Annotated in this window: 22 protein-coding genes; 7 read left to right on the top strand and 15 right to left on the bottom strand. The window is 72.7% G+C overall.

The annotated features are described in order from the left end of the window. Position 1 precedes the first annotated feature (1 nt). From ACIBA9_RS15635 to ACIBA9_RS15580, 12 genes are all read right to left on the bottom strand, one after another. Positions 2-2,470: a tetratricopeptide repeat protein gene (locus ACIBA9_RS15635; protein ID WP_399363224.1), complete on the bottom strand. Its 2,469-nt coding sequence runs from the start codon at positions 2,468-2,470 to the stop codon at positions 2-4. Beyond that, positions 2,467-3,741 carry a hypothetical protein gene (locus tag ACIBA9_RS15630; RefSeq protein WP_362151290.1) on the bottom strand — a complete coding sequence of 425 codons (1,275 nt, stop codon included), beginning with the start codon at positions 3,739-3,741 and terminating at the stop codon, positions 2,467-2,469. Before ACIBA9_RS15630 ends, ACIBA9_RS15635 begins: the two co-directional genes overlap by 4 nt. A 47-nt stretch (positions 3,742-3,788) precedes the next feature. Then, positions 3,789-4,820 (bottom strand): glutamate ABC transporter substrate-binding protein, encoded by a 1,032-nt coding sequence (locus ACIBA9_RS15625; protein WP_399363222.1) that lies wholly within the window; start codon positions 4,818-4,820, stop codon positions 3,789-3,791. 14 nt (positions 4,821-4,834) lie between these two features. Next, positions 4,835-6,283 carry a hypothetical protein gene (locus ACIBA9_RS15620; protein WP_399363220.1) on the bottom strand — a complete coding sequence of 483 codons (1,449 nt, stop codon included), beginning with the start codon at positions 6,281-6,283 and terminating at the stop codon, positions 4,835-4,837. Positions 6,284-6,510: 227 nt separating this feature from the next. Next, positions 6,511-7,527 (bottom strand): N-acetylglucosamine kinase, encoded by a 1,017-nt coding sequence (locus tag ACIBA9_RS15615; RefSeq protein ID WP_399363217.1) that lies wholly within the window; start codon positions 7,525-7,527, stop codon positions 6,511-6,513. Continuing rightward, a complete protein-coding gene (locus ACIBA9_RS15610) occupies positions 7,518-8,783 on the bottom strand; it encodes a 6-phospho-beta-glucosidase (protein WP_399363214.1) in 1,266 nt (421 codons plus the stop codon). Before ACIBA9_RS15610 ends, ACIBA9_RS15615 begins: the two co-directional genes overlap by 10 nt. 7 nt (positions 8,784-8,790) lie before the next feature. Then, entirely contained in the window at positions 8,791-9,687 is an 897-nt protein-coding gene (locus ACIBA9_RS15605) for a carbohydrate ABC transporter permease (protein WP_362151301.1), read from the bottom strand. 2 nt (positions 9,688-9,689) lie between these two features. After that, positions 9,690-10,631: a sugar ABC transporter permease gene (locus tag ACIBA9_RS15600; protein WP_362151304.1), complete on the bottom strand. Its 942-nt coding sequence runs from the start codon at positions 10,629-10,631 to the stop codon at positions 9,690-9,692. 3 nt (positions 10,632-10,634) lie between these two features. Beyond that, positions 10,635-11,978 carry an ABC transporter substrate-binding protein gene (locus ACIBA9_RS15595; RefSeq protein WP_399363211.1) on the bottom strand — a complete coding sequence of 448 codons (1,344 nt, stop codon included), beginning with the start codon at positions 11,976-11,978 and terminating at the stop codon, positions 10,635-10,637. Positions 11,979-12,050: 72 nt separating this feature from the next. Beyond that, on the bottom strand, positions 12,051-13,262 hold the full coding sequence (locus ACIBA9_RS15590; RefSeq protein WP_399363209.1) for an ROK family protein: 1,212 nt from the start codon (positions 13,260-13,262) through the stop codon (positions 12,051-12,053). A gap of 227 nt (positions 13,263-13,489) precedes the next feature. Next, positions 13,490-14,317 carry a hypothetical protein gene (locus tag ACIBA9_RS15585; RefSeq protein WP_399363207.1) on the bottom strand — a complete coding sequence of 276 codons (828 nt, stop codon included), beginning with the start codon at positions 14,315-14,317 and terminating at the stop codon, positions 13,490-13,492. Positions 14,318-14,443: 126 nt separating this feature from the next. Next, positions 14,444-15,553, bottom strand: a complete 1,110-nt coding sequence (locus tag ACIBA9_RS15580; RefSeq protein WP_399363206.1) for a mechanosensitive ion channel family protein — start codon at positions 15,551-15,553, stop codon at positions 14,444-14,446. 313 nt (positions 15,554-15,866) lie between these two features. Between ACIBA9_RS15580 and ACIBA9_RS15575 the strand changes: the two genes are divergently transcribed. From ACIBA9_RS15575 to ACIBA9_RS15560, 4 genes are all read left to right on the top strand, one after another. Next, positions 15,867-16,403, top strand: coding sequence for an HNH endonuclease (locus tag ACIBA9_RS15575; RefSeq protein WP_362151318.1), 537 nt, complete (start codon positions 15,867-15,869; stop codon positions 16,401-16,403). A gap of 405 nt (positions 16,404-16,808) precedes the next feature. Beyond that, the gene (locus tag ACIBA9_RS15570) at positions 16,809-17,054 is read left to right on the top strand and encodes a hypothetical protein (RefSeq protein WP_393898575.1); all 246 of its coding nucleotides are present in this window, start codon (positions 16,809-16,811) and stop codon (positions 17,052-17,054) included. Then, positions 17,055-19,277: a 4-alpha-glucanotransferase gene (malQ, locus tag ACIBA9_RS15565; RefSeq protein ID WP_399363202.1), complete on the top strand. Its 2,223-nt coding sequence runs from the start codon at positions 17,055-17,057 to the stop codon at positions 19,275-19,277. Positions 19,278-19,357: 80 nt separating this feature from the next. Continuing rightward, positions 19,358-19,639 carry a hypothetical protein gene (locus ACIBA9_RS15560; RefSeq protein ID WP_393898577.1) on the top strand — a complete coding sequence of 94 codons (282 nt, stop codon included), beginning with the start codon at positions 19,358-19,360 and terminating at the stop codon, positions 19,637-19,639. A gap of 113 nt (positions 19,640-19,752) precedes the next feature. Here the strand turns inward: ACIBA9_RS15560 and ACIBA9_RS15555 are convergent, their stop codons facing one another. Then, positions 19,753-20,250 (bottom strand): MarR family winged helix-turn-helix transcriptional regulator, encoded by a 498-nt coding sequence (locus ACIBA9_RS15555; RefSeq protein WP_399363200.1) that lies wholly within the window; start codon positions 20,248-20,250, stop codon positions 19,753-19,755. A gap of 114 nt (positions 20,251-20,364) precedes the next feature. Here ACIBA9_RS15555 and ACIBA9_RS15550 point away from each other — a divergent pair, with 114 nt between their 5' ends. Then, a complete protein-coding gene (locus ACIBA9_RS15550) occupies positions 20,365-21,381 on the top strand; it encodes an EamA family transporter (protein WP_399363198.1) in 1,017 nt (338 codons plus the stop codon). Positions 21,382-21,503: 122 nt separating this feature from the next. Here ACIBA9_RS15550 and pepN read toward each other — a convergent pair whose 3' ends face one another. Continuing rightward, positions 21,504-24,083 (bottom strand): aminopeptidase N, encoded by a 2,580-nt coding sequence (pepN, locus tag ACIBA9_RS15545; RefSeq protein ID WP_399363197.1) that lies wholly within the window; start codon positions 24,081-24,083, stop codon positions 21,504-21,506. 113 nt (positions 24,084-24,196) lie between these two features. On the opposite strand from pepN, the gene ACIBA9_RS15540 reads away from it, so the two are divergent. Then, a complete protein-coding gene (locus ACIBA9_RS15540; RefSeq protein ID WP_399363195.1) occupies positions 24,197-24,718 on the top strand; it encodes a DUF1203 domain-containing protein in 522 nt (173 codons plus the stop codon). Positions 24,719-24,771: 53 nt separating this feature from the next. On the opposite strand, the gene ACIBA9_RS15535 is transcribed toward ACIBA9_RS15540, so the two are convergent. Then, positions 24,772-25,791: an aspartate-semialdehyde dehydrogenase gene (locus ACIBA9_RS15535; protein WP_399363191.1), complete on the bottom strand. Its 1,020-nt coding sequence runs from the start codon at positions 25,789-25,791 to the stop codon at positions 24,772-24,774. A gap of 340 nt (positions 25,792-26,131) precedes the next feature. On the opposite strand from ACIBA9_RS15535, the gene ACIBA9_RS15530 reads away from it, so the two are divergent. Continuing rightward, positions 26,132-26,680 (top strand): RNA polymerase sigma factor, encoded by a 549-nt coding sequence (locus tag ACIBA9_RS15530; RefSeq protein ID WP_399363188.1) that lies wholly within the window; start codon positions 26,132-26,134, stop codon positions 26,678-26,680. The last annotated feature ends 1 nt before the right edge of the window (position 26,681 follow it).

Here is a 26,681-nt window from a genome sequence, read left to right as displayed (position 1 = left end):
ACTACACCCACGTCCGGGGGCGGTAACGGTTGGCCCGTTCCACCAGTTCGATCCTCTCCTCGCCGCCGGGCGCCAGCCGGGCCAGCGTGCGGTAGGCCCGCTCCAGACCGAAGCGGAGGCCCCGCTCGTCCAGACCGCTGCCCAGCAGCACCCGCCCGCCGGCGGCCGGTCGCGCGGTGCTCTGGCCCGAGGAGAGTATCCAGTCCAGCGCACAGCCGAGCACCTCGGCGGACAACTGCTCGCGCCTGGCCGGGTCCAGGCCGTACGCGTCCAGCGCCTCGACCTGCCCGGCGGCGGCGGTCAGGTCGTCCAGGAACGGTACGTCACCGGCGTTCGCCGTGCGCTGTCTGAGCCGGGCCCGCACGGCGGCGACCCGGGCGGCCGTGTAGTGGATGGAGGACTCGGGCACCGATTCCAGCGTCGTCACGGCACCGCCGCGGTCCCCGGCGGCCAGCCGCACCCGGGCCAGGCCGAAGGCCGCGCTCACATAGCTCGGGTCGGTCGCCCACACCAGGCGGTAGTACTCGGCGGCGTTGTCCAATTGGCCCAGCACCTCGGCGCACAGGGCGAGCGCCAGCTTGGGCGCGGCCTCGCCGGGGAAGGCGTCGTAGATCGCGTCGAAGGCCAGCGCCGCGTCCTCGAAGCCGCCGGTGGCCAGGGCGGCCACGCCCCGGTACCAGACCACCCGCCAGTCGTCGGGCCGCTCCTCGTCCAGCGTGGCCAGGCTCGTCAGCGCGCTCTCGTGGTCGCCGCTCTCCAGCCGGGCCCGGATCTGCCTGAGCCGGGTCTCCACGCTCTGGACGGGCACCGCGTGCAGCGCCGTGACCAGCTCGGCCGGCGCGGAGGCCAGCAGGCCCGCCAGGAAACCGGCGTTGGGGTCGTTCGGGTCGACCAGCGGCACCGGCAGGGCGAGCGCGGCGGCCGGCGTCTCGACGGGCTTGACGAGGGCCGGCGGGGGCGGCGCCTGGCCGGCCTCGGCGCCGGGGAGCGGCCGGGCGCCCAGCCGGGACACATCACCGGCCGGCCGCGGGAACAACTCCGTGTCGGTGACCCGTACCTCGGGCCCGAACAGCGTCGACAGCGCGGGCCTGGCCTGTCCGCTCTGCAGCGAGACGACCTCGCGCAGCACACCGGTCAGCTGCTCGGACATCTCCTGGGCGGAGGCGAACCGGCGGGCCGGGTCGGGGTCGGTGGCGCGCACCAGGAGCCGGTAGAAGGACTCGTAGCGGCGGAAGACCTCGATGGTGTCCGGGTCGGGCAGGGAGTCCACGAAGACGTTGGTGTAGCCCTGGAAGTCGAAGGTGAGGACGGCGAGGGTGCGGCCCACCGTGTACAGGTCGCTCGCCACCGAGGGGCCGGTCTCGGCGACCTCCGGTGCCTGGTAGCCGACGGTGCCGTAGATCGCGGACTCGTCGTCGTCCATGCGGCGTACCGCGCCCATGTCTATGAGCTTGAGCTGGTCCTCGGTCTGGATGGCGTTGTCGACCTTGAAGTCGCAGTACAGCAGGTTGCGGCTGTGCAGATGGCCGAGCGCCTCCAGGGCCTCGATGCCGTAGGCACAGGCCTGTTCCACCGGCAGCGGGTCGCGCCTGCCGTCGGGTGTGCGGCGGTCGTTGGCGATGTCCTTGATCGACTTGCCGCCGACGTACTCCATGACGATGTAGCCGTCCAGCGAGCCGGTTCGCTGGTCCAGGTGCTCCACGAAGTTGTAGATCCGCACGATGTTGGCGTGCTCGATCTCCGCGAGGAAGCGCCGCTCGGAGATCGCGGCGGCCATCGCGTCCTGGTCGCCGGTGTCCAGCAGGCCCTTGAGCACCACCCACCGGTCGGAGACGGCCCGGTCCACGGCGAGGTAGACCCAGCCCAGTCCGCCGTGCGCGAGAGGGCCGGCCACCTCGTACTGGCCGTGCACGATGTCCCCGGCCCTCAGTTTGGGCACGAAGGAGTAGGGGTGCCCGCACTTGGTGCAGAACCCTTCCGTCCGGCCCGCCCGGTCGCCACGGGCCCGGCCGACCGGTGCCCCGCAGTCCGAGCGGGAGCAGAACCGCTTGCGCTCGGGCACCTCGGGATCGTCCAGCACCATCGCGCGCGGGTCGGGCCGCGGCACCTGCGGCACGCTGACCAGCCCGGCGCCCAGCCGCCCGCGCGTCGACGGCCCCGAGGACGCGCCGGAGCTGCGCACCGACACCGAACGGCCGGTGGACCGGCCCGACAGGGCCCGCGAGAGCCGTCCGGAGACCGAGCGGCGCGACTTCGAGGACTGGGAGGACGTGCCCGTGCCGCGGGAGCCGCGCGAACTGCCGCTGCGCGTCGAGCCCCTGGTGACACCGGTGGGCGGCGAACCCACCATGCCGCTCGCCGAGACGACCGGCGCGAGACCGCACGTGTCGCAGTACAGCTCGCCGCCGCCGACGTCCTCGTACGCCCCCGTGCAGCCCGGCCGCTGACAGGCCTGCCCCGACCGGCTCATGACTGGCCCTCCTCACGGTCCCGCGGCGCGCTCGCGCTGCCGAGTTGTTCGGCCGCCAGCCGCTGGTAGCGCAGCACGGCCTGTTCCGCCACGCGCAGGTCGCAGGGCGCGCTCCACAGCATCCGCCGGGCCGCGTCGTACCGCTCGATCAGCAGCGGGTCCTCGGCCAGGCCGTGCCGGGCGACCTTCGCCCGGTAGGCGTCCAGCCGTCCGCGCAGCTCGGCGCGGACCGCGAGCGGCGCGGTGACCGCCGTCAACGACTCGCGGGCGCGCAGCAGTTCGTCCTCGGCCTTCTGTTCCAGGGACTCCAGCAGCGGGGAGAGCCGGTGCCACCGCGCCTGCCGGCGGTACTCGGCGGCGGTCGCCAGCTGCTCCTGCAGCGCGGTCGGCGGACCGCTGACCACGGGCACCTCGGTGGCGGCGATCTTCGCCAGCACCTCGCCGCGCGCGGCGCGGGCCTCGGCGAGGGTGCGGTCCGCGCGCGAGAGCACGTCCCGCAGCCGGATCAGCCGGGCCTCGGCGTCCTGCCGGACGGTCAGCACGGCGTCGATCTCCCGCCGCACCTCCTCCAGGGCGCGCGCCTCGCGGTCGTAGACGGTGGTGTCCGGGCGGCCGCCGCCGGGCGCCGAACTGCCCGGCGTCGGCACCCAGTAGGCGAGCGGATCGGAGACGACCTCCTCGCGCAGCCTGGTCAGGGTACGGGTGATGCGCTCCAGGTCGTCACCGGCCGGGTGCTCGCCGGGCCTGACCCCCACGGAGTGGGCGAGCTTGCGGGTGCGCTGGAGCTCCGCGGCGAGTAAATCTATCCGCGCGGGCAGCGCCGACCAGACGGCGTCGGCGGCGACGACCAGGTCCAGACTCGTCGCGTACAGCTCGTTCATCCGGTCCACCAGCGCGGACAGCGAGAACGTCTCGCTCAGCCGGCCCTCCCCGGCGACGGTGACGGACTCGCCGCGCAGCAGCCCGGTCAGTTCGACCAGGTCCTCGCGGCTGGACCAGCGGCGCCGGGCGCGGATCTCGCGGGCGCCGCGCAGCGCGGCCGCGTAGGCGTCGAAGTACCCCCACAGCAGGGTGATCCGGGCCTCGGTGGCCTGCCACCGTTCCCGGGTCACGCCGGTCAGTTCGGCGCCTTCGAGGAGTCTGCGGCCCGCGTGGTCCTGCAGGGCCAGCAGCGAGGTCTCGATGGCCTCGTGCTCCTGGCCGAGCCGCGCCAGCGCACGGTCCACCTCGTCCCGGTCCATCACCGGCCCGGCGGGGTCCGTGACGCCCATCGATCACCTCTCGCTGCTGTGTGTCGGCCTGTCGTGCGGAACGGGGTTCAGCTGGTGCGCAGATACCGCGGCGCGGGCGGCTCGGACGCCGCCGAGTCCTTCCCCAGTGTCGCCGACAGCCATGTGTCGTAGGACGCCTGCCAGCCGTGCGCGCGGTAGTCCACCAGGACGCGGTTGACCCGGCGTACCAGATCGGTGGCGTCCTTCTTCATCGCCACGCCGTAGTACTCGGTCGTGAACGCCTTGCCCTTGAGTTCGACCGTCGGGTCCTGCGCGGCCTGGCTCGCGGCGAGCGCGCCGTCGGTCACCACCGCGTCCACCTCGCCGAGTTGCAGCCGGACCAGGCAGTCGAGCTGGTTCGGCACGGTGGTGGAGATGTCGGTGGAGGCGGGCAGCGCGCCGGCCTTCCGGTCGGCGCCCAGCTTGGTGTAGGCGGTCGAACCGGCGGCCGTGCAGACCTTCTTGTGCGCCAGCGAGCCGTCATAGCCCGTGATGGTGGACGACTTCGGCGCGAGGACCTGCTGCCCGGTCTTGAAGTAGGGCGCGGAGAAGGCGACTTGCGACAGCCGGTCACAGGTGATCGTCATGGTCCGTACGACCATGTCCACCCGGCCGTCCTGGATCGCGGTGATGCGCTGGCTGGTCGGGATCGCCTTGAACTGCACGGCGTCCGGGTCGCCGAGGATGTCCTGCGCGATCCGGTGCACCAGGTCGATGTCGAAGCCCTCCAGCTCCGCGCCCTCGGTGTTGGGGTTGCGGTAGCCCCAGCGGTAGCTGTTCTGGTCGACGCCGACGATCAGCTTGCGCTTGGCGCCGGTGCGGGCCTCGATCGCCTCGGTGGTCGGGCCGTCCGCGCCGGACGGGGCGAGGGTCCGCGTCTGCGCCTCGGCGTCCTGGCAGGTGTCGGCGCGGACCTGGCTGCCGGTGGCCGCCCGCTGTCCGGCCGGCCCGGCCTCGGGCGGCGCCGTCTGGGTGCGGGGCAGCAGCAGGACGAACGCCAGTGCCAGCGCGCACAGCACCGCCATCGCGCCGACCCCGCCCCAGCCTCGCAGGGAGGCCCGTGCACGTGCCCCGTACATCGCCCTGCCCCCTGTCACCGGTACTCCGAAAGCCTGCGCCCGATGCCGGCCACGGCACCGGCCGCGCCCAGCACCGCGAGGACGGCCGCGCCCACCGGCAGCCCGGTCATGGCGTCCCGCCCGTCCACGGCGGCCTGCCGGAACTCGCCCTGCTCGTGGTCGATGGCAAGGGCGAGGTGGGCGTCGACACTGTCGAAGCACTCGCCGGTCGCGCCCTTGGCACCGATCACCTTGTCCAACGCCTGCTGGTAGTTGCCGTTCTCGTCCTCGCCGCGGGCCGAGGCGTGGCGCTGCTTCCACACCGCCATGTTGTCCTCGGCCGCCTTGACCGGCGTGGTGCCGGCCGGGTCGTCGGCGAGCTCGTCGGCCTCGGTCAGCCCCTTGCCGAGCACCGCCATGTCCCTGTCGAAATCGTAGTAGTAGGCGTCGTACGTCTTCGCGCCGACCGTGACGGTCTCGGCGCCGCGCGCCACCAGGCTCAGGTTCTCGTTGCCGCGCGCCTTCAGGGAGGCGATCCGGGCGTCGTGCAGGACGCTGAGCGAGCGGATGCCGTGGTCGTAGGAGCCGTCCAGACCCGAGCGGGCGAGTGTGTGCCCGACGAGCAGCCACAGCAGCACGACGCCGGCGGCGGCGGTGCCGGCGACCAGGCCGTGGTTGAGGACGCGGTTGGTGCGCCGGTACATGCGGTGCTGCGCCCAGCCGAGCGCGGCCAGCGCCAGCACGCCGAGCGCGATGGCGGCCCAGGGGTACGGCGTGGCGTGCGCGTAGTCGGCGTCCAGCCGCTGGTTCTCCCTGGTGTAGAGATCCTCCGCCGCCGGGAGCATCTCCTTTTGCATCTTCTCGTTGGCGTAGCGCAGATAGGCGCCGCCCACCGGGTAACCCTGCCGGTTGTAGGTCCGGGCCCGCTCGACGAGACCCTTGTACTCGGGCAGCAGCCGGTTCAGCCGGGCGACGGCCGCCTCGGAGGCCGAGCCGGGCTCGGCGTTGGCCGCTGCGGTCACCAGCCCCCCGGCGGCACCGCGGATGTCCTTCTCGTACCGGTCCCGGGACGCGGCGGTCTCCTGCCCGCCCGCCAGGAAGCCGCTGGAAGCCGCCGTGTTGGCGTCCGCCAGCGAGCGGTAGATGTCGGCCGCGCCGGAGCTGAGCGGCTGGCTGCGATGCAGCACGTCGTCGGCGGCGGCCGCCCGCTCGCTCGTCTGCCAGGCGGTGACCGCGCCGAACGTCACGACCAGCAGCGCGAGGACGGCCCCGATGATCCGCAGCCGTCCCGGCTCGGTCGTCGCGGCGGCCCGCACCCGCTCGACGCCCTCGGCGAAGGCGCTCCGCCGGGACGGGGGCCGCGCCGGGACCGGGGGCAGGGGCCGGCCAGGCTGTGCCGGGATGCCGGGGACGGCGGTGGCGGCGACGGGCCCGGCCGCCACCGCCACCGGTGGCGCCGCGCTGCTCTTCGGCGGGTGTGTCACTCGACCTCCCCCATGGTCATCCGGTCGCCGCCCAGTATCGCCGCCGGGACCGGCATCCGCACCGGCCTTCACTGGATCTTGATCGGATCGCGGCGCTCCCGAGGGCATACGCGCGCCGCGCACACCACCCCTCGCTCCTGAACACGCCTGCTACATCCGGTCGGTTCCCGGGGGAGTGCGCAGCGGGCGCGTGCGTGTGCGCCGGGGGCGGGGCGGCGGCCGGGACCTCACCCCGTCCCCGGTTCCCAGTACCCGCGCGCCCGCCCCAGTGCCTGCGCGTCCGCCCCCAGCCGGTCCAGGCCCAGCAGGGCCGCGCCCAGGACCGGGCCCGCCGTGACCACGCGAGGGGTGGCCTTGGGGGCGCGGGCGGCGAGCAGGGCGCGCACGGTGTCGTTCAGCTGGGGATGCCCCGCGGTCAGGACGCTGCCGCCCAGCAGGACCGGTGTCTCCTCCGCCAGGAGGTCCAGGCGGGTCAGGGCCACCGTGGCCATCACCGTGACCTCCTCCGCGAGCCGGGTGACGAGGGAGCGGGCCACCGCGTCACCCTCGGCGGCCGTCGCGAACAGGACCGGGGCCAGCTCGTGACGGCGGTGCTGCTCGAGGTGTTCCAGGTGCAGGGCCTCGATGAGGGCGTACATGGTCGGCAGGCCGAAGTGGGCGGGGAGGGTACGGGACAGGGCCGTCGGTTCGCCCCGGCCGTCCTCCGCGCGGGCCGCGTGCCACAGGGCCTCCTCGGACAGGCCCCAGCCACCGCCCCAGTCCCCGGAGATGCGGCCGACCGCCGGAAAGCGGGCGGTGCGGCCGTCGGGGCGCATGCCGACGCAGTTGATGCCCGCGCCGCAGACCACCGCGACACCGCGCGGCTCGGCCACCCCCGCCCGCAGGACCGCGAACGTGTCGTTGCGGACCTCCACCGACGGCGCCCATCCGCGGGCCCGCAGCGCGGACGCCAACTGCTCCTCCTCCACCGGCAGATCGGCGTTGGCCAGACAGGCCGAGACATGGTCGACGGAGCGCACGCCCGCGTCGGCGAACGCCCGCGCCACCGGTTCGGCCAGCGCGTCCAGAGCCGCCGCCACGCCCACCGCGGGCGGCCGGAAGCCACCGCCGCGGGCCGTGGCCAGCACCTCTCCGCCGGCGGTGACCACGGCCACGTCGGTCTTGCTGTTGCCCGCGTCGATGGCGAGGACCCGCGCGGCCCCCGAGGTGGTGGCGCGCGCGGTCTCGGTTGCGGTCAGGCCCACGCCAGGTGCTCCCGGTTGTGTGCGATCAACTGGTCGGTGAGGGTCTCGGCGTACTCGTACTGGCCGATCAGCGGGTGGGCGAGGAGGGCACGGAAGACCCGGTCCCGGCCGCCGCGCAGCGCCGCCTCCAGGGCCAGGTCCTCGTAGCCGGCCACGTTCGCGACGAGGCCGGCGAAGAGCGGGTCCGGATCGGGGACCGGCAGTGGGGTGGGGCCCGTCGGGCCGACGGCCGCCTGCACCTCGATCACCGCGTCGTCGGGCAGGAAGGAAAGCGTGCCCTGGTTGAGGGTGTTGACCACCTGGTAGGGGCTCCCGGCACCGCCCAGCAGGGCCGCCGCGAGGTCCACGGCCGCCTCCGAGTAGTAGGCGCCGCCCCGCTTGGCGAGCAGCGCCGGCTTCTCGGCCAGTTCCGGATCGCCGTACAGGGCCAGCAGCTCGCGTTCCATGGCGGCGACCTCCGCGGCCCGGGAGGGCTTGGTGCGCAGTTCGCGCACCACCTCGTCGTGGGCGTAGAAGTAGCGCAGATAGTAGGAGGGCACCACGCCCAGTCGGTCCAGCAGGGGCCGGGGCAGGCGGAGGTCGTCGGCGATCGCGTCGCCGTGCCGGGCGAGCAGCTCGGGCAGGACGTTCTCGCCCTCCGGGCCGCCCAGCCGTACGCCCGTCTCCCAGGTGAGGTGGTTGAGGCCGACGTGGGCGAGGTGGACGTCGGCCGGGGTCACGCCCAGCAGGCCGGCGAACTTGCGCTGGAAGCCGATCGCCACGTTGCACAGGCCGACCGCCCGGTGCCCGGCCTGGAGCAGGGCACGGGTGACGATGCCGACCGGGTTGGTGAAGTCGATGATCCAGGCGCGCGGGTTGGCGCGGCGGACGCGCTCGGCGATGTCCAGCACCACCGGGACCGTCCGCAGCGCCTTGGCGAGGCCGCCGGCGCCGGTGGTCTCCTGGCCGATGCAGCCGCACTCCAGCGGCCAGGTCTCGTCCTGCTCGCGGGCCGCCTGGCCGCCGACGCGCAGCTGGAGCAGGACGGCGTCGGCGCCCTCGACGCCCGCGTCCAGGTCGGACGTCGTCACGATCCGGCCGCCGTGCCCCTGGCGCGCGAAGATGCGGCGGGCCAGGCCGCCGACCAGTTCCAGGCGGTCGGCGGCGGGGTCCACGAGGACCAGTTCCTCGACGGGCAGGGTGGCTTGGAGGCGGGCGAAGCCGTCGATGAGTTCGGGGGTGTAGGTCGAGCCTCCGCCGACCACGGTGAGTTTCATATGCGGATCAACCCTTCACTCCGGTGAGCGTGACGCCTTCGACGAACGCCTTCTGGGCGAAGAAGAACACAAGGATCACGGGGGCCATGACCAGCACGGTCGCGGCCATGGTGAGGTTCCAGTCGGTGTGGTGGGCGCCCTTGAACGACTCCAGGCCGTAACTGAGGGTCCAGGCGCCGGGGTTCTCGGACGCGTAGATCTGGGGGCCGAAGTAGTCGTTCCAGGCGTAGAAGAACTGGAAGAGGGCCACGGCGGCGATGCCGGGTCTGGCCATGGGCAGGACGACCCTCAGCAGGGTGCGCAGGTCACCGCAGCCGTCGACGCGCGCCGCGTCCAGGTACTCGTTCGGGATGGTCATCAGGAACTGGCGCAGCAGGAAGATGGAGAACGCGTCCCCGAACGCCATCGGGACGATCAGCGGCCACAGCGTGCCGGACAGGTCCAGCTGCTTCGCCCAGAACAGGTACATCGGGATGACGACCACCTGCGGCGGCAGCATCATCATCGAGATCACCAGCATGAGCGACAGGTTGCGGCCCCGGAAGCGGAACTTGGCGAGCGCGTAGGCCACCGGGATCGAGGACACCACGGTCAGGGCCGTGCCGAGCCCGGCGTAGACCAGGGTGTTCTTCCACCAGGTGAGGAAGCCGGGCGTGTCGAACACCTTGCGATAGTTGCCCCATTCCCAGGTGTGCGGGATCAGGTCGCGGCTGAGGGCCTGGCTGTCGCTCATCAGCGAGGTCAGCGCCACGAACACGAAGGGCAGCACGAAGAACAGCGCGGCGGCGACGCCGAGGGCGTGGACCGCGATCCACTCCAGCAGGGCCCGGCGGCGGGCCGTGCGTTCGGCGCCGGGCGCCTGCCGGGGAGCCGGTTTCACCGGTTGGTCCAGTAGCTGGGTCATGGTCAGTCACCTGCCTGCATGAGACCGCCCCGGCGCCGCATCAACAGCGCGGTGAACGCCATCGACAGGGCGAACAGCACCAGGGCGACGACACACGCCGAGCCGTAGTCGAAGCGCTGGAAGCCGAGGTTGTAGACGAGCTGGGGGAGGGTGAGCGTGGACTTGTCCGGATAGCCGGGCTCGAATTGGGTGCCGGCGCCCTGGATCACTCCGGAGGCGACCTTTCCCGCGATCAGGGGCTGGGTGTAGTACTGCATGGTCTGGATCACGCCGGTGACGACGGCGAACATCACGATCGGGGCGATGTTCGGCAGCGTGACGTACCGGAAGCGCTGCCACGCCGAGGCGCCGTCCAGTTCCGCCGCCTCGTACTGCTCCCTCGGCACGTCCAGCAGCGCGGCCATGAAGATGACCATCAGGTCGCCGACGCCCCACAGCGCCAGCAGGGTCAGCGCCGGCTTGGACCACACGGGGTCGCTGAACCAGCCGGGCGCCGGGACGCCCACCTTCTCCAGGACCGAGTCGACCGGGCCGGTGCCGGGGTTGAGCAGGAAGGCGAAGGCCATGGTCGCCGCGACCGGCGGGGCCAGATAGGGCAGATAGAACAGGGTGCGGAAGACTCCCGTGGCCGTCTTGATCCTGGTGATGAGCAGACCGACGCCCAGTCCGAAGAGCACCCGCAGGGTCACCATGATCACGACCAGCCACAGGGTGTTGCGCAGGGCGGGCCAGAACAGCGGGTAGTGCTCGAAGACGTACGTCCAGTTCTTCCCGCCGCTCCACGTCGGCGGCCGGAAGCCGTCGTAGTGCATGAACGAGAAGTAGACCGTCGAGATCAGCGGGTACGCGAAGAAGACCGCGAAGCCGATCAGCCACGGCGACATGAAGGCGAGGGTTCGAAGCGCCGAGCGGCGGCGCTTGGCCGCCAGGGTGGGCGTGCTCATGGGCTACTTCGCCTGCGCGATGTCCGTGTCGATCTGCGCGGCCGTCTTCCTCAGCCCGGCCTTCAGATCGGTGACCTTGCCGCTCTCGTAGTCGTAGCCGAACTGCTGGATCGTCACCAGGTACACACCGCCGTTGACGGAGGCGGGGGAGGTGGTGGAGTTCGGGTTGCCGGCGATGTCCAGGAACGTCTTGAAGCGCGGGTCGTACTTGAGCTTGGGCGACTTCAGCGCCGCCAGCGTCGAGGGCACGTTGTGGATGGCGTTGGCGAAGCCCACCACCGCGTCGGTGTCGGTCGTCATGTACTTCACCAGCTCCCAGGCGGCGTTCTGTTTGTGGCTGGTGGCGGCGATGCCCGTGATGGTGCCGGTGATGTAGCCCTTGCCGTACTGCGCGGCCTGGTCGTCCGGCACCGGCAGCGGGGCGACGCCGATCCGGAAGTCCGGTTTGGCCTGCTCGGCCATGCCGAGGCGCCATTCCCCGTCGAGCTGCATGGCCACCTGGCCGGTGTGGAAGGGGTGCTTGGGGCCCCATTCGTCGCCGAGGGTGGCCCGGAACCTCTCCAGCCTCCGGAATCCGCCGAGTTCGTCGACCAGCCTCTTCTGGAGGGTGAAGCCCTTCTCGAACGCCGGGTCCGTGGCGACGGCGGACTTGCCGTCCTTGCCGAAGTAGGTCGGCGAGAACTGCCCGAGGTAGTGCTCGGTCGTGGACTCCCAGCCGTGGTAGTCCGGCATGAAGCCGAGCTGCCGGTAGCCGTCGCCCTGGGGGATCGTCAGTTTCCTGGCGTCCGCCTCGAACTCCGACCAGGTCTTGGGCGGGGCGGCGATGCCGGCCTTCTCGAACGCCGTCTTGTTGTAGTAGAGCCCGTAGGCGTCACCGAGCAGCGGGGCCGTGCAGCGGTTCCCGTCGAACTGGGTGTACTCGTTCATCGGCTTGGGGAACGTCGTCCGCGGGTCGATGCCCGACTTCTCGAAGAACGGGTTCAGGTCGACCAGCGCGCCCGAGGAGCAGAACTTGCCCACGTTGTTGGTGGTGAAGGAGGAGATCACGTCCGGGGCGCTGCCGCCGCCGGAGCGCAGCGCCTGGTTGATCTTGTCGTCGGTCATGTTGCCGACGATGTTCACGTGGATGTTGGGGTGCGCCTTCTCGAAGCCGGCGACCAGCGACTTGACGGCCTTCACCTCGTTCGGCGCGCTCCAGGCGTGCCAGAAGTTGATCGTGGTGTCCTTCGACGCGTCGTCCGAGGCGCCCGAACCGGACTGGCCGGTACAGGCGGTGGTCAGCAGGGCCAGCGACGCGGTCAGGGCAAAAGCCGTCTTTCGGGCGACGGACGGTATGACTTCGGGCATGGCGGGATCTCCCAGGGCTGGGTGGGCGAAGAGGGGAGGTGCTACCGGGGGCTGCTCGGGGTACGACGGATCTCAGCGCGAGGTGTCGAAGACCTCGTCGCGGGTGGTGGCGAGCGCGGACTCCAGCGCGCCGCGCAGTACGGGGTGTTCGCGGACCTCGCCGACGACCAGCCGGGGGCGGGCCGCCGCCAGCTCCTCCAGCTCGGCCTGTACGAGGGCGCGCAGCACCTCGCCGCCGGCGGTCAGGGCGGAGCCGCTGAGGACGACGAGTTCGGGATCGAGGACGGAGACGAGCGAGGCGAGACCGGTGGCCAGCCGGGTCGCGTAGGTCTGGAGCAGCTCCCGGTGGGGGCCGCTCGTGTGATCGGCGGCGCGCGCCACCAGTTCCGCGGCGGCCTCGGTGTACGGCCCCGACGGCACGTCCGGGATACCGAGTTCGCGGGCCAGCCGGGGTACGGCCTGGGAGCCGGCCAGCTCCTGGTAACCGCCGCTGTTGGCCTTGGTCACCTGGCGCACCAGGGGCGTGCCCGGCACCGGCAGGAAGCCGACCTCGCCGGCGCCGCCGGTCCAGCCGCGGTGCAGCCGGCCGCCGAGGACCAGGGCGGCGCCGAGGCCCTCCCCGTTCCACAGCAGGACGAAGTCGCCGTGACCGCGGGCCGCGCCGAGCCGTTGTTCGGCGATGGCGGCCAGGTTGACGTCGTTCTCGTACTCGACCGGCATCGGCAGCGCCGCCGCGAGTTCGTCGAGCAGCGCGGGGGAGTGCCAGCCGGGCAGGTGGGAGGCGTAGCGCAGCCGCCCGGTGTTGGGGTCGAAGGCGCCGGGGGTGCCGATGACCAGCCGGTGCACGTCGTGGCGGGCGAGCCCGGCGGCCTTCACGGCGCCGTCGAGGGCGTCCGTCACCTGCCGCACGACGGGCTGGGCCGGCCGCCGTCCGGGGGTGGGCAGCTCGAACTCGCCGACCGTGCGGCCGGTGATGTCGGCGACGGCGGCGCGGATGCGGTGCGGGGTGACGTCGAGCCCGGCGGCGTGGGCGGCACCCGGATCGACCGCGTAGAGCTGGGCGTTGGGGCCCGGCCGGCCCTCGCTGGTGCCGGTGGCCCGGACCAGTCCGGCGGCCTCCAGACGGGCCAGCAGCTGGGAGGCGGTGGGCTTGGACAGGCCGGTGAGCTTGCCGATCCGGGTGCGCGACAGCGGCCCGTGCTCCAGCAGGAGGTCCAGCGCGGCGCGGTCGTTCATGGCGCGAAGGACGCGCGGGGTGCCCGGCGTACCGGCGGTTCCTGCCATGGGCGTCGACACCTGCCTTTCCAGCCGTCCAGCTTCCCAGTGACCCGGCGGCGGCGTCCAGTCTTGATCACGGGCCGCCGGAAGATCACTGTTAGGAAACTTTCCTATTGGGGTGGGAGGAACGTAAGCCCAGGACGAAGGGGGCGTCAATAGACAACGCCCCCGAGGCAACGGAGTCGTTACCTCGGGGGCGTGGTGGTACGGGCGCCGGGGCGCCCTCTCGTCCGCTACCTCACCGTGACGTGGTCACCGGCGGACGTCTTGGCGCCCGTGGTGGGCGTGCCGGCGAAGACGAAGCGGTAGGTGCCGCTCCGGGTCGCCTTCACGGTGGTGGACAGGGCGCCCCCGGTGCCGGAGGTGATGCTCTTGACGTCGGCGTACGAGCCGCCGTCCGCCTTGAACTGCAGGACCACCTTCCGGCCCCGGTAGCCGGCGTACGTGCGGGTCTCCCACGCGGCGCGGGTCAGCTTGCCCTTGACGGTGAGGGTCCTGCCCTTGACCGCGGGCTCGGGGGCGGCGTTCACCGTCAACTGGGCGGCGCGCCGCACCTCGACGGAGGCCAGGCCGCCCCACATCGTCACATCGTTCTCGTTGTGCAGGTAGTCGTCGGAGACCGAGCCGTCGCTGTGCGCGAACAGGCCCGCGGCCTTCCACGTGGTCGCGTCGGCGTTCTCGAAGAGCGTGTCGCCCGGAATGGCGATGATCTTCTCCGTGCAGCTCTCGGTGACCGTCGTCTCGGTGGTGGCGGTCGTCGCGCAGCGGGGCGCCTCAGCGGGCTCCAGGGCGTTGTCGACCGCCCGGAGCGTGCCGCGGTACAGGAGGACCGCCTGGACGTTCTTCTCCTGGTCGATGACCAGGCTCTTGGGCCGGGTCAGGGTGTACGACACCGGCACGGTCACCGCCTTGGCGGCGCCGACCACGACCGGCTTGCCGTTGTTCACGGTCACACCGGAGAACTTCAGGTCCGGCGCGCCGGCCGCCGACGCGGCGGGCGCGGCCAGGCCGGCCAGGGCCAGGGCACCGGTCAGGGCGGTACCCAGGGCGAGCTTGCGCATGTTTCCCCACCTTCGAGCCGGGCCCCCGGGCGAGGTAGCGCTCCAGAACAAGGGCCCGACGCGCCGACCTTAAAGGATCACGGTCGTGGAGGGAATGCGGGGGGCCCGTGGAGACGAGCCGCTCCGCTACTTCGCCGGGGGTGCCGGGCGCTGCGTGACTATCGGGGCCGTCGCGGCCGTCTGCGGGGAGTCGGCGTTGGCGTACACGGACGGCGCCGCCACGGCCGCCGCCGGGTCCGCGTTCTCCACGTCCTCGACGGCCGTCGCGCCACCCACGATGCGGATGCTCGCCGCGTCGAACGCCCGCTTGATGCGCCAGCGCAGCTCCCGCTCGACCGTCACCGACTTCCCCGGCATCGTCTTGGCCGAGACCCGGACCACCATGGAGTCGATCAGCACCGAGTCCAGGCCGAGCACCTCGATCGGGCCCCACAGCAGCTCGTTCCAGGGCTCTTCCTTGGTCATCTTCTCGGCGACCTCGTCCAGCGTGGCCTTGACCCTGTCCGGGTCCTCGCTCGCCCGCACGGTCACGTCGACCCCGGCCGTGGCCCAGCCCTGGGAGAGGTTGCCGATCCGCTTGACCTCGCCGTTGCGGACGTACCAGATCTCACCGCCGTCGCCGCGCAGCTTGGTCACGCGCAGCCCGACCTCGATCACCTCACCGGAGGCCACACCCGCGTCGATCACGTCACCGACGCCGTACTGGTCCTCCAGGATCATGAAGACGCCCGAGAGAAAGTCCGTGACCAGGTTCCGGGCGCCGAAACCGATCGCCACACCCGCCACACCGGCCGAGGCCAGCAGCGGCGCCAGGTTGATCTTGAAGGTGCCCAGCACCATCAGCGCGGCCGTGCCGAGGATCAGGAAGCTCGCCACCGAGCGCAGCACCGAACCGATCGCGGCCGACCGCTGCCGGCGCCGCTCGGCGTTGACCAGCAGCCCGCCCAGCGCGCTGCCGTCCATGGACTGCGCGGTGCGGCCCATCCGGTCGATCAGCTTGGAGATCGCCCGGCGCACCGCCGCCCTGAGCGCCACCGCCACGACCACGATCAACAGGATCTGCAGACCCATCGCGAGCCAGGTCGACCAGTTCTGCTCGACCCAGCTCGCCGCGTTCGTCGCGCTCTCCTGGGCGTCCTGCAGCGACGGCACGGCCGGGCTCGTCGACCCCGAGGGAGACGGGGACGGGGAGGGCGACGCACCGGCGGCCGACAGGACGGCGGGCAAGGACGACACGGCAGGTACCTCCAGGTGCTGCGCGGTCCGCCGGCGGGCGGTCAAGGTCACGAAAAGGTCACCGGACGGACTGGACCACCACACTAACGGGGCATTGCGCGTGACCCGCTCGGTTCCGCCGAGGACGGGCACAGGAGAGACCGGACTCACCTCGGCTTGAAGGGGCCCCGATCCTGGGGAAGGATCCGGTGTGGTCGAAAACACTCCCAGCCCGTTACGCGGACATGGTGGCGCGTTCACCAGGCAGGAGGGGAGACTGACTGCAGATCGTCCCGGCGCGAGCCACGCGCCGCCGACGCCCAAGGAGGCACCCGTGCCGCATGTCCTGGTCCTCAACGCGTCGTACGAGCCGCTCGGCGTCGTACCGCTTCGCCGCGCGCTCGTCCTCGTCCTGGAGAACAAGGCCGTCTCCCTCGAGGAATCCGGCGCCTATATGCACAGCGCGACCGTCACACTCCCCGCACCGAGCGTCGTCCGGCTCAAGCGTTTCGTGCGGGTCCCCTACCGCGGGCCCGTCCCCCTGACCCGGCGGGCGCTCTTCGCCCGCGACGGCGGCCGGTGCATGTACTGCGGTGGCGTCGCAACCAGCGTCGACCACGTCGTCCCGCGCAGCCGTGGCGGCCAGCACCGGTGGGACAACGTGGTGGCCTCCTGCCGCCGCTGCAACCACGTCAAGGCCGACCGCCACCTCGTCGAGCTGGGCTGGCGCCTGCGCCACAAACCCGCCCCGCCGACCGGACTGGCCTGGCGCATCATCGGCACCGGCCACCGGGATCCACGCTGGATGCCCTACTTGCAGCCGTACGGCGCCGACGACGCCGTGGCCCGGATCGACGGCATCTCCGCGTAGCCGATCCGGGCCCTTCGTGTCTGTGGGCGGGGGCGGGGGCGACGTGTGCGGGGCGCCGGGCGGGCGGCGTGCGTTCGGTCGCGCGGTCCTCCGGGACGCGTGCCGCACCCCGCGTACAGAACCGCGCCCCCCAGCGAACACGGCCACGGCGACGACCCGGGCGCCGGGCCGCGTCGACCCTGCCCAGGGCCGCTCACCCCCGGCCGCCGGCTGTCGACCAGGCGGCGGGCCGCGATCGTCCACGGCCGGCCGGCGACCCATTCCGTCGATCACCGGGCCGGCACCGGATCACGGCCACCCCTTCAGGTGCCGCGACGGCGGTCGTGAGTGCCGACGCCGTGACGGGGTAGGCCTGCCGTAACCCGACCGAAACCGACCACCGTCCCCCACCGCAAGGAGGCCCCCGTGGCCACACCGGCCCGTCTCGCAGTCCCCGCCCAGTGGAAACCCGTGGCGGATGAGTCCGCCGAGACCGACGACGCACGGCTGTGCGTCTTCAGCGCGGAGAGCGCGTGCACCCAGGCACCGCTGACCAGCGAACCGCCGCTGCCCGATGCCGAGCCCCTCACCAGTGAACCCCCGCTCGCCGAGACCACCCCGCTGACCAGTGAGTCCGACCCGATCCCCGACTTCTTCGCCTCGGGGGTGTAGATGGCCGCGGCGTACGACGACGCGGAGCCGCCCCTGACGGCCGGCCCCGAGCTGGTCCGGCTCGCCGAGTCGCACGGGGTGGCCACCTCCTACAGTCCCGCGCCAGGCCGTACCGTCGAGGTCCCCGCCTCCGCCGTGGTCGCCGTCCTGGCCGCCCTCGGCGTCGACGCGGGCACCCCGGACGCCGTACGCGCCGCGCTCGCCGAGCGGGAACGCCAACTGCGCGAGCGCCTGCTGCCGCCGACGCTGGTCCGGTGGGCCGGCGCCGAGCCCCCCGCCGCCCTCGCCGCACTGCCCGCCGGCACCCGCCTGCTCGTCCGGATCGAGGAGGCGCCCCGGGAAGGCCTGGCGGACGGCCGGCCATCGCAGGACGGCCAGGCATCACAGGACGGCCAGGCATCGCAGGACGGCCGGGCATCGCAGGACGGCCAGGAGGAAGACGAGGGGCAGGAGTGGGACGGGGCCGCCGAGCTGCCGCTCGGTGTCCACCGGCTGACCGCGCTCGCCCCCGACGGACGGACCGGCCACGCCCACCTCGTCGTCGCCCCCGACCGGCTGCCCACCCCCACCGGACGCTCCTACGGGCTGCTCGTCCAGCTGTACTCCCTGCTCTCCCGCCGCTCCTGGGGCATGGGCGACCTCGGCGACCTCGCCGAACTGGCCGGCTGGGCCGGGCGCACCGCCGGCGCGGGCTTCGTACAGGTCAACCCGTTGCACGCGGCCGTACCCGGCGCCCCCACCGACCCCTCGCCCTACCGGCCGTCCTCCCGTCGCTTCCCCGACCCCGTGCACCTGCGGATCGAGGAGATCCCCGAGTACGGGTACGTCGAGGACCGCGAGCGACTGCACGCCGTGCTGGAGAAGGCCGCGCGGCTGCGGTCGGCCGTCCTCGACAAGGGCGCCCTCATCGACCGGGACGCCGTGTGGGAGCTGAAGCGCGAGGCGCTGGAGCTGGTCCTCGCGGTGCCCCTCGGCCCCGGCCGGCAGGCCGCCTACGACGCCTTCCGCGCCGCCCACGGCCAGGCCCTCGACGACCACGCCACCTGGTACGCCCTCGCCGAGGTCCACGGCTCCGACTGGCACGGCTGGCCGGACGCGCTGCGCGACCCGCGCTCGGCCGCCACCGCCCGCGCCCGCACCGCGCTCGCCGACCGGGTCGCCTTCCACGCCCGCCTCGCCTGGCTCAGCGACGGCCAGCTGCGCGCCGCCCAGCGCGCCGCCCGCGAGGCCGGCATGCCCATCGGGATCGTGCACGACCTCGCCGTCGGCGTGCACCCCCAGGGCGCCGACGCCTGGGCACAGCGGGACGTGTTCGCCGCCGGCACCTCCGTGGGCGCCCCACCGGACGCCTTCAACGCCCGCGGCCAGGACTGGGGCCTGCCGCCCTGGCGCCCCGACCGGCTCGCCGCCTGCGGTCACGCCCCCTACCGCGACCTCCTGCGCGCCCTCTTCCGCTACGCCGGCGCCCTGCGCATCGACCATGTGATGGGCCTCTTCCGGCTCTGGTGGGTGCCCCAGGGCCGCCCGCCCACCGAGGGCACCTACGTCCGCTACGACGCCGAAGCCATGCTCGCCCTCCTCGCCCTGGAGGCGGGCCGGGCCGGCGCGGTCGTCATCGGCGAGGACCTCGGCACCGTCGAGCCCGGTGTGCGCGAGAAGCTCCAGCGGCGCGGGGTGTTCGGCACCTCCGTGCTGTGGTTCGAGCGGGACTGGGAGGGCGACGGCCACCCGCTGCCGCCCGATCGCTGGCGCGCCGACTGCCTGGCCACCGCCACCACCCACGACCTGCCGCCCACCGCCGCCCGGCTGACCGGCGACCACGTCGAGCTGCGCGATCGTCTCGGCCTGCTCACCCGCTCCGCGGCCGAGGAGCACGCCGAGGCCACCGCCGACGCGGCGGAATGGCTCGCCCTGCTGGGCAGCCTCGGCCTGCTGGACAGTCCGGCGGCCGGACCGCCCGGCTCCGACGAGGAGGAGGAGATCCGCGCCGTCCACCGCTTCCTGCTGCGCACCCCGGCCCGGCTGATCGGTGTCTGGCTGCCCGACGGCGTGGGCGACCGCCGCCCGCAGAACCTGCCGGGCACGTGGGACCAGTATCCGAACTGGCGGCTGCCGATCGCCGACCGCGAGGGCAGACCGGTGCCGCTGGAGGAACTGACGGCGTCGCGACGGCTGCGGAGGCTGCTGGAAGTACTCCGTGACCCCGGCCCGACGGCGAGGTGAGAACGCGGCCGCGCCCGCGTCCGGACCGCATACGGGACCCCGGGCGCGCACCCCGCCCGACCGTTCGCTAACTTGAGAACGTGGACAAGAAGAACGCCCTGCGCGCCGGCGCCCTGGCCGCCGGTACGACGCTGATGATGCTGCTCATGTCGTCCCCCGCGCTCGCGCTGACCCGCGACGACGGCGACGACCCCGGCCCCGGCCTGAGCGTCATCCAGACGCTGGGCCTCTACGTGCTCCTCCCGGTGGCGCTGTTCGCGGTGATCGCCGGCCTCGTCATGGTGCTGGACCGGTCCCACACCAAGAAGGACGGCACGACGTCCAACATCAACGTCAAGTCCGAGGCCAAGGCCAAGGCCTGACCGGACCTCAGGTCACCTGAGCCGAGGGCGCCCGCCCTCACCCGTGTACGCGCACACGTCGTACCCGGGTGAGGGGGGCGCCCTCGGCGTTTTCCGCGTCCGGCGGCGGGCGGTTATCGCGCCGTCGCGTCCAGCAACTCCCGCAGCAGGTCGGCCAGCTGGTCGGCCCGCTCGGCGCTCAGGGCGCTCAGCGCGTCGCCCTGTTCGGCCAGTCCGGCGCCGACGGCCTCGTCGATGACCCGCAGGCCCTCCTCGGTGAGGGTCACCTGCAGACCGCGCCGGTCGTGCGGGTCGGGGGAGCGGCGCAGCAGTCCGGCCCGCTCCAGCTTGTCCAGGCGGCCGGTCATCCCGCCGGTGGTGAGCATGAGGGTGGCCGACAGCTGGCGGGGGGAGAGGGTGTGCGGTTCGCCGGCCCGGCGCAGGGTGGCCAGCACGTCGAACTCGCCGCGGGAGATGCCGTAGGGCTCGTACGCCTTCTCCATCCGGTCGCCCATGGCGCGGGCGAGCCGGAAGACGCGGCCGAAGACCTCCATGGCCCGGGTGTCGAGATCGGGCCGGACCTGTGCCCACTGGTCGACGATCGCGTCGACGGGGTCCTTGCTCTGCTGCATGCGAAGAGTATCCGCCTGCTTTCGGTCGCCCGCAAGAAAGTAGGTTGAATCTAAGTAGCTTAGTAGTAAGCTAATCACCACTGAGCCAACAGTCCTCGTGAAGGGTGCTCTGCCATGGCCGCCAGTCGTGCCGCCCGCCCCGCCCTCCTGACAGCCCTCACCGCCCTCGCCCCGGTGTCGTGGGGCACCACCTACGCCGTCACCACCGAGTTCCTGCCGCCGGACCGCCCGCTGTTCACGGCGCTGGCGCGGGCCCTGCCGGCCGGGCTGATCCTGATCGCCGTCACGCGGGTGCTGCCGCGCGGCATCTGGTGGGTCAAGGCGGCGGTGCTGGGCGCGCTGAACATCGGGGCGTTCTTCCCGCTGCTGTTCGTGTCGGCGTACCGGCTGCCCGGCGGGATGGCCGCGGTGGTCGGCTCGGTCGGGCCGCTGTTCGTCGTCGGGCTCTCCGCGCTGCTGCTCGGGCAGCGGCCGGCCGGACGCACGCTCGTCACCGGGATCGCCGCCGCGTTCGGCGTCAGCCTGGTCGTGCTGAAGGGGGCCGGAGCCCTGGACGGGCTCGGCGTGCTCGCGGCCGTCGCCGCCACCGCATCCATGGCCGCCGGAACCGTGCTCACCAAGCGGTGGGGCCGCCCCGACGGGGTCGGTCCGCTGGCGCTGACCGGCTGGCAGCTCACCGCGGGCGGTCTGCTCATCGCGCCCCTGGCCCTCCTGGCCGAGGGCGCGCCGCCGGCACTCGACGGGCGGGCCATCGGTGGCTACCTCTACCTGGCGCTGGCCAACACGGCCATCGGCTACTGGCTCTGGTTCCGTGGCATCGGCCGGCTCACCGCCGTCCAGGTGGGCTTCCTCGGCCCGCTGTCCCCGCTGACGGCGGCCGTCGTCGGCTGGGCGGCCCTCGGCCAGGCGCTCACCCCCGTACAACTGGCGGGCATGGCGCTGACGTTCGGGGCGACGCTGGCGGGACAGCTCGGTGGCCGCAGGCCGCGACCGTTCAGGTCCGCCGAAAGGAAGGGCCGGGAAGATTCGATGGACCCGATGGATCCGGCAGCCGTCCGCAAGGGCGCGCGGACCGGCCCGGCGGTGGTCCGGATCCTGGACGCCCTGCGAACCGCGGCCACCCATCGCTGAACACCACGAGGGGCGCCCGGCACCACGCCGGACGCCCCTCGTGACACACCCACAGCGGCGGTGCGGACCGTGCGCCCCACCGGACCGACGGTCCCTCGGGCCGCGCGGGCCGCACCCCCGGCTTACGCCGTCGTCGCCGCCGCGTCCGCCGCCTGGGCCTTCAGCGCTCGCTCGACGCCCGAGCGGGACTCCGAGACGAGGCGGCGCAGGGCCGCGTTCGGTTCGGCTGCCGCCAGCCAGGTGTCCGTCTTGGACAGGATCTCCTCGGAGACCTGGACCGACGGGTACAGGCCGACCGCGATCTGCTGGGCCATCTCGTGCGAACGGGAATCCCAGACGGTCTTGAGGACCTCGAAGTAGCGGTCCGTGTACGGCGCCAGCAGCTCACGCTGGTCGGTCTGCACGAAGCCGCCGATCACGGCCTCCTGCACGGCGTTGGGCAGCTTGTCGGACTCCACGACCGACGCCCACGCCTCCGCCTTGGCCTCCTGAGTGGGACGGGCCGCGCGGGCGGTGGCCGCGTGCCGCTCACCGGCCGCGGTCCGGTCCCGCTCGTACTCGTCCGCGATCTCGGCCTCGTCGAACCGGCCGACCGCCGCGAGCCGCTGCACGAACGCCCAGCGCAGCTCGGTGTCCACGGCCAGCCCCTCGACGGTCTGCGCGCCGTCCAGCAGGGCCTCCAGCAGGTCCAGCTGCTCGGGGGTGCGCGCGGTCGCCGCGAACGCCCGCGCCCAGGCCAGCTGGTGGTCGCCGCCCGGCTCGGCCGCGCGCAGATGGGCCAGCGTGGCGTCGGTCCAGCGGGTCAGCAGCGACTCGCGGGCGGCCGGATCGGCGTACAGGTCGATCGCCAGCTTGACCTGGCGGTGCAGGGACTGCACCACGCCGATGTCGGACTCCTTGCCGATCCCGGACAGCACCAGCGAGAGGTAGTCACGGGCGGCCAGCTCGGCGTCCCGCGTCATGTCCCAGGCCGACGCCCAGCACAGCGCGCGCGGCAGCGACGCCTCGAAGTCGCCGAGGTGCTCGGTGACCGTCCGCAGCGACTCCTCGTCCAGCCGGACCTTGGCGTAGGACAGGTCGTCGTCGTTGAGCAGCACGACCGCCGGACGCCGGGTGCCCGACAGCTGCGGTACGGCGGTCAGCTCGCCGTCGACGTCCAGCTCGATCCGCTCGGTGCGCACCAGCTTGCCGGAGTCCGCGTCCAGGTCGTACAGGCCGATCGCGATGCGGTGCGGGCGCAGGGTCGGCTCGCCCTTGGCGCCGGCGGGCAGCGCCGGGGCCTCCTGGCGGACGGCGAAGGACGTGATCACGCCGTCCGTGTCGGTGGCGATCTCGGGCCGCAGCACGTTGATGCCGGCCGTCTCCAGCCACTTCCCCGACCAGGTCTTCAGATCGCGGCCGGAGGTCTCCTCCAGGGCACCCAGCAGATCCGACAGCCGGGTGTTGCCGAACGCGTGCCGCTTGAAGTAGGCCTGCACACCGGTGAAGAACTCGTCCTCGCCGACATAGGCCACCAGCTGCTTGAGCACGCTCGCGCCCTTGGCGTAGGTGATGCCGTCGAAGTTGACCAGGACGTCGTCGAGGTCGCGGATGTCCGCCATGATCGGGTGCGTGGACGGCAGCTGGTCCTGCCGGTACGCCCACGTCTTCATCGAGTTGGCGAACGTGGTCCACGAGTGCGGCCACTTCGAGCCGGGCGCCGCGGCCTGGCAGGCGATGGAGGTGTAGGTGGCGAACGACTCGTTCAGCCACAGGTCGTTCCACCACTCCATGGTGACCAGGTCGCCGAACCACATGTGGGCCAGCTCGTGCAGGATGGTCTCCGCGCGCACCTCGTAGGCCGCGTCGGTCACCTTGGACCGGAAGACGTACTGGTCGCGGATGGTCACCGCGCCGGCGTTCTCCATCGCGCCCGCGTTGAACTCGGGCACGAACAGCTGGTCGTACTTGGTGAAGGGGTACTGGTAGTCGAACTTCTCCTGGAACCAGTCGAAGCCCTGCCGGGTGACCTCGAAGATCGCCTCCGAGTCGAGGAACTCGGCGAGCGAGGGCCGGCAGTAGATGCCGAGCGGCACGGACTGCCCGTCCTTCTCGTACACGCTGTGCACCGAGTGGTACGGGCCGGCGATGAGCGCCGTGATGTACGTCGAGATGCGCGGCGTCGGCTCGAAGCGCCAGACGTGGTCCTCGGGCTCGGGCGTCGGCGAGTTGGAAATGACGGTCCAGCCCTCGGGCGCCTTCACGGTGAACTGGAAGGTGGCCTTGAGGTCGGGCTGTTCGAAGGAGGCGAAGACGCGGCGGGCGTCCGGGACCTCGAACTGGGTGTAGAGGTAGGCCTGCTCGTCGACCGGGTCGACGAAGCGGTGCAGTCCCTCACCGGTGTTGGTGTAGGCGCAGTCCGCGACGACCCGCAGGACGTTGCGCCCCTCCAGCAGCCCCGGCAGGGTGATGCGGGAGTCCGCGAAGATCTCGGCGGCGTCCAGCTGGTCGCCGTTGAGCACCACCTCGTGGACGGCGGGGGCCACCAGGTCGATGAACGACTCCACGCCACCGCGGGCGACGTCGAAGCGCACCGTGGTCACGGACCGGTAGGTACCGCCCTCCTGCGCGCCGGAGAGGTCGAGATCGATCTCGTACGAGTCAACGGTGAGCAGCTCAGCCCGCTGCCGCGCCTCTTCGCGAGTCAGGTTTGTGCCAGGCACGCGGTCATCTCCTCGTTATGTGTCGGTTGCGTCATCCTTCCATGGGACCGGCGGGGAACGCGATGTCCGGTTCCCGCCGGTGGAGGTGGCGCCGTCGCGGAACGCTGGGGGACATGACGACACACACGACCCCGCGCACGACCGCACACGGCGCGCACCCCGCGGCCCACACCCCGCTGCCCATTCCGGCCGCGGCCCTCAAGGAGCTGCGCGCCGCCGACGACGCCGGCCGGCCCGCGGTCCCGTTCACCGACGAGGAGGGCGGCGCGCCGCTGCGCTGCTGTCTGCGGCACAGCACCCCCGGCGAGCGGATCGCCCTGGTCAGCTACGCGCCGCTGCGCCGCTGGGCGGCCGGGACGGGAGCCGATCCCGGGCCCTACGACGAGCAGGGCCCGGTCTTCGTGCACGCCTCGGACTGCCCCGGTCCGGACGGCGACGCCCTGCCCTTCACCAACAGTCACCGCATGGTGCGCCGCTACTCGGCCGACGGCCGGATCCTCGGCGGCCGGCTGGTGGAGGACGCCGCCGGATTCGAGCCGGCCTTCGCCGAGGCGTTCGCCGACCCGCGGGTGGCGCTGGTGCATGTGCGGGCGGTGGAGTACGGGTGCTTTCTCTACGAGGTGCGGCGCCCCTGACACGCCGAAGGGGCGGTCACGTGGCCGTGACCGCCCCTTCGCGCTGCCGTCCGCTACTGGCCGGACAGCTCCGCCGCCACCAGCTCCGCGATCTGCACCGCGTTCAGCGCGGCACCCTTGCGGAGGTTGTCGTTGGAGATGAACAGGGCCAGACCGTTGTCCACCGTCTCGTCCCGGCGGATCCGGCCGACGTACGACGGGTCCTGACCGGCCGCCTGCAGCGGGGTGGGGATGTCGGAGAGGGCCACACCGGGCGCGCCGGCGAGCAGCTCGGTCGCGCGCTCCGGGCTGATCGGGCGGGCGAAACGGGCGTTGACCTGGAGGGAGTGACCGGAGAAGACCGGGACGCGCACACAGGTGCCGGACACCTTCAGCCCGGGGATCTCCAGGATCTTGCGGGACTCGTTGCGCAGCTTCTGCTCCTCGTCGGTCTCGTGCGAACCGTCGTCGACGATGTTGCCCGCGAGCGGCAGCACGTTGAAGGCGATGGCGCGCTTGTAGACCTGCGGCTCGGGGAAGTCGACCGCCGAGCCGTCGTGGGTGAGCCTGTCGGCCTCGGCGGCGACCTTCTGCACCTGGCCGTGCAGCTCGGCCACGCCCGCGAGGCCGGAACCGGACACCGCCTGGTAGGTGGCGACGACCAGCGCCTCCAGACCGGCCTCCTCGTGCAGCGGACCCAGCACCGGCATCGCGGCCATGGTGGTGCAGTTCGGGTTGGCGATGATGCCCTTGGGGCGGTCCGCGATCGCGTGCGGGTTCACCTCGGAGACCACCAGCGGGACCTCGGGGTCCCTGCGCCAGGCGGAGGAGTTGTCGATGACGACCGCGCCCTGGGCGGCGACCTTTTCGGCCAGCGCCTTGGAGGTGGCGCCGCCCGCGGAGAAGAGCACGATGTCGAGGCCGCTGTAGTCGGCGGACGCCGCGTCCTCCACCGTCACGCCGTCCAGCACGGTGCCGGCCGAACGGGCCGAGGCGAACAGGCGCAGCTGCGTGAGGGGGAAGTTCCGCTCCACGAGGATCCTGCGCATGACCGTGCCGACCTGACCGGTGGCTCCGACGATTCCGACCCTCACAGCGACTCCCTCTATCCGTGCTCTCTCATGACCGGGGCTTTCCCATCATGCGGCCGACCCCGGTCCGCGTGTCCAATTCTTTGCGAGGCGTGCCCGAAGGGTGGGACACGATCACCCCTGGTACGGTTCCCTGCCTCCGTCGGACACCCCGCTGAGCTGGAGATATTCGCTTCGCAGGGGGTCCGCGCCGAAAGCTGTGCTGTCCGGTCACTGCCCGTCCGGCCCGCGGCCACACGGCGGTGTGACGTACGCCTCGGCCGCCGGCGGGGAAATCCCGGGCGCGTCCGAACGTTCCGCCGGGCTCCGGCGTCGTAGGGGCGGACGGGTGAGGGGGTGGCTTGTGCTGCGCGGAAGGACGCGCCGTGATCAGGGGGCGGACGTCACCGGTACGGAACGTGCCGGCGGTGATCCGCTGGACGCGGCCCAGGAACGCCGGGTGCGGGCGGTGCTCGCGCTCGGCGGGGTGCCGCAGTCGGACCTGCCGGACGGGGTGCAACAGGTCCGGCTGCGGCTGCTGGAACGCACCGCGAGCGGCCGCGAGGCACCGCGGGACGTGTCGGCCTGGGCGGCGGTGGTCGCCTCCAACCTGGCCATGGACTGGCACCGGGCCAAGCGGCGCCGGGAACGGCTGGGGGAGCGGCTGGCCGCGGTGCACGAGGCCGCGCACCCCTCCGGCGAGGAGGGCAGCCTGCTCTCCCTCGTCGTCGCCCGGGGCCTGGACGAACTGCCCGCCACGCACCGGCAGGTGGTCGTCCTGCGCTTCTTCGCCGACCTGCCGGTGCGGGACATCGCCGGGGAGCTGGGCATCCCCGAGGGCACGGTCAAGAGCAGGCTGCACACGGCGGTCCGCGCGCTGCGCGAGCGGCTGCACGAGGACGAGGTGGTGTGAC

It is taken from the genome of Streptomyces sp. NPDC051452, from assembly GCF_044454765.1.
Taxonomy (GTDB): domain Bacteria; phylum Actinomycetota; class Actinomycetes; order Streptomycetales; family Streptomycetaceae; genus Streptomyces.
Note: the sequence above shows the minus strand (reverse complement) of the source record. Positions and strands in the feature narration are given on the sequence as shown.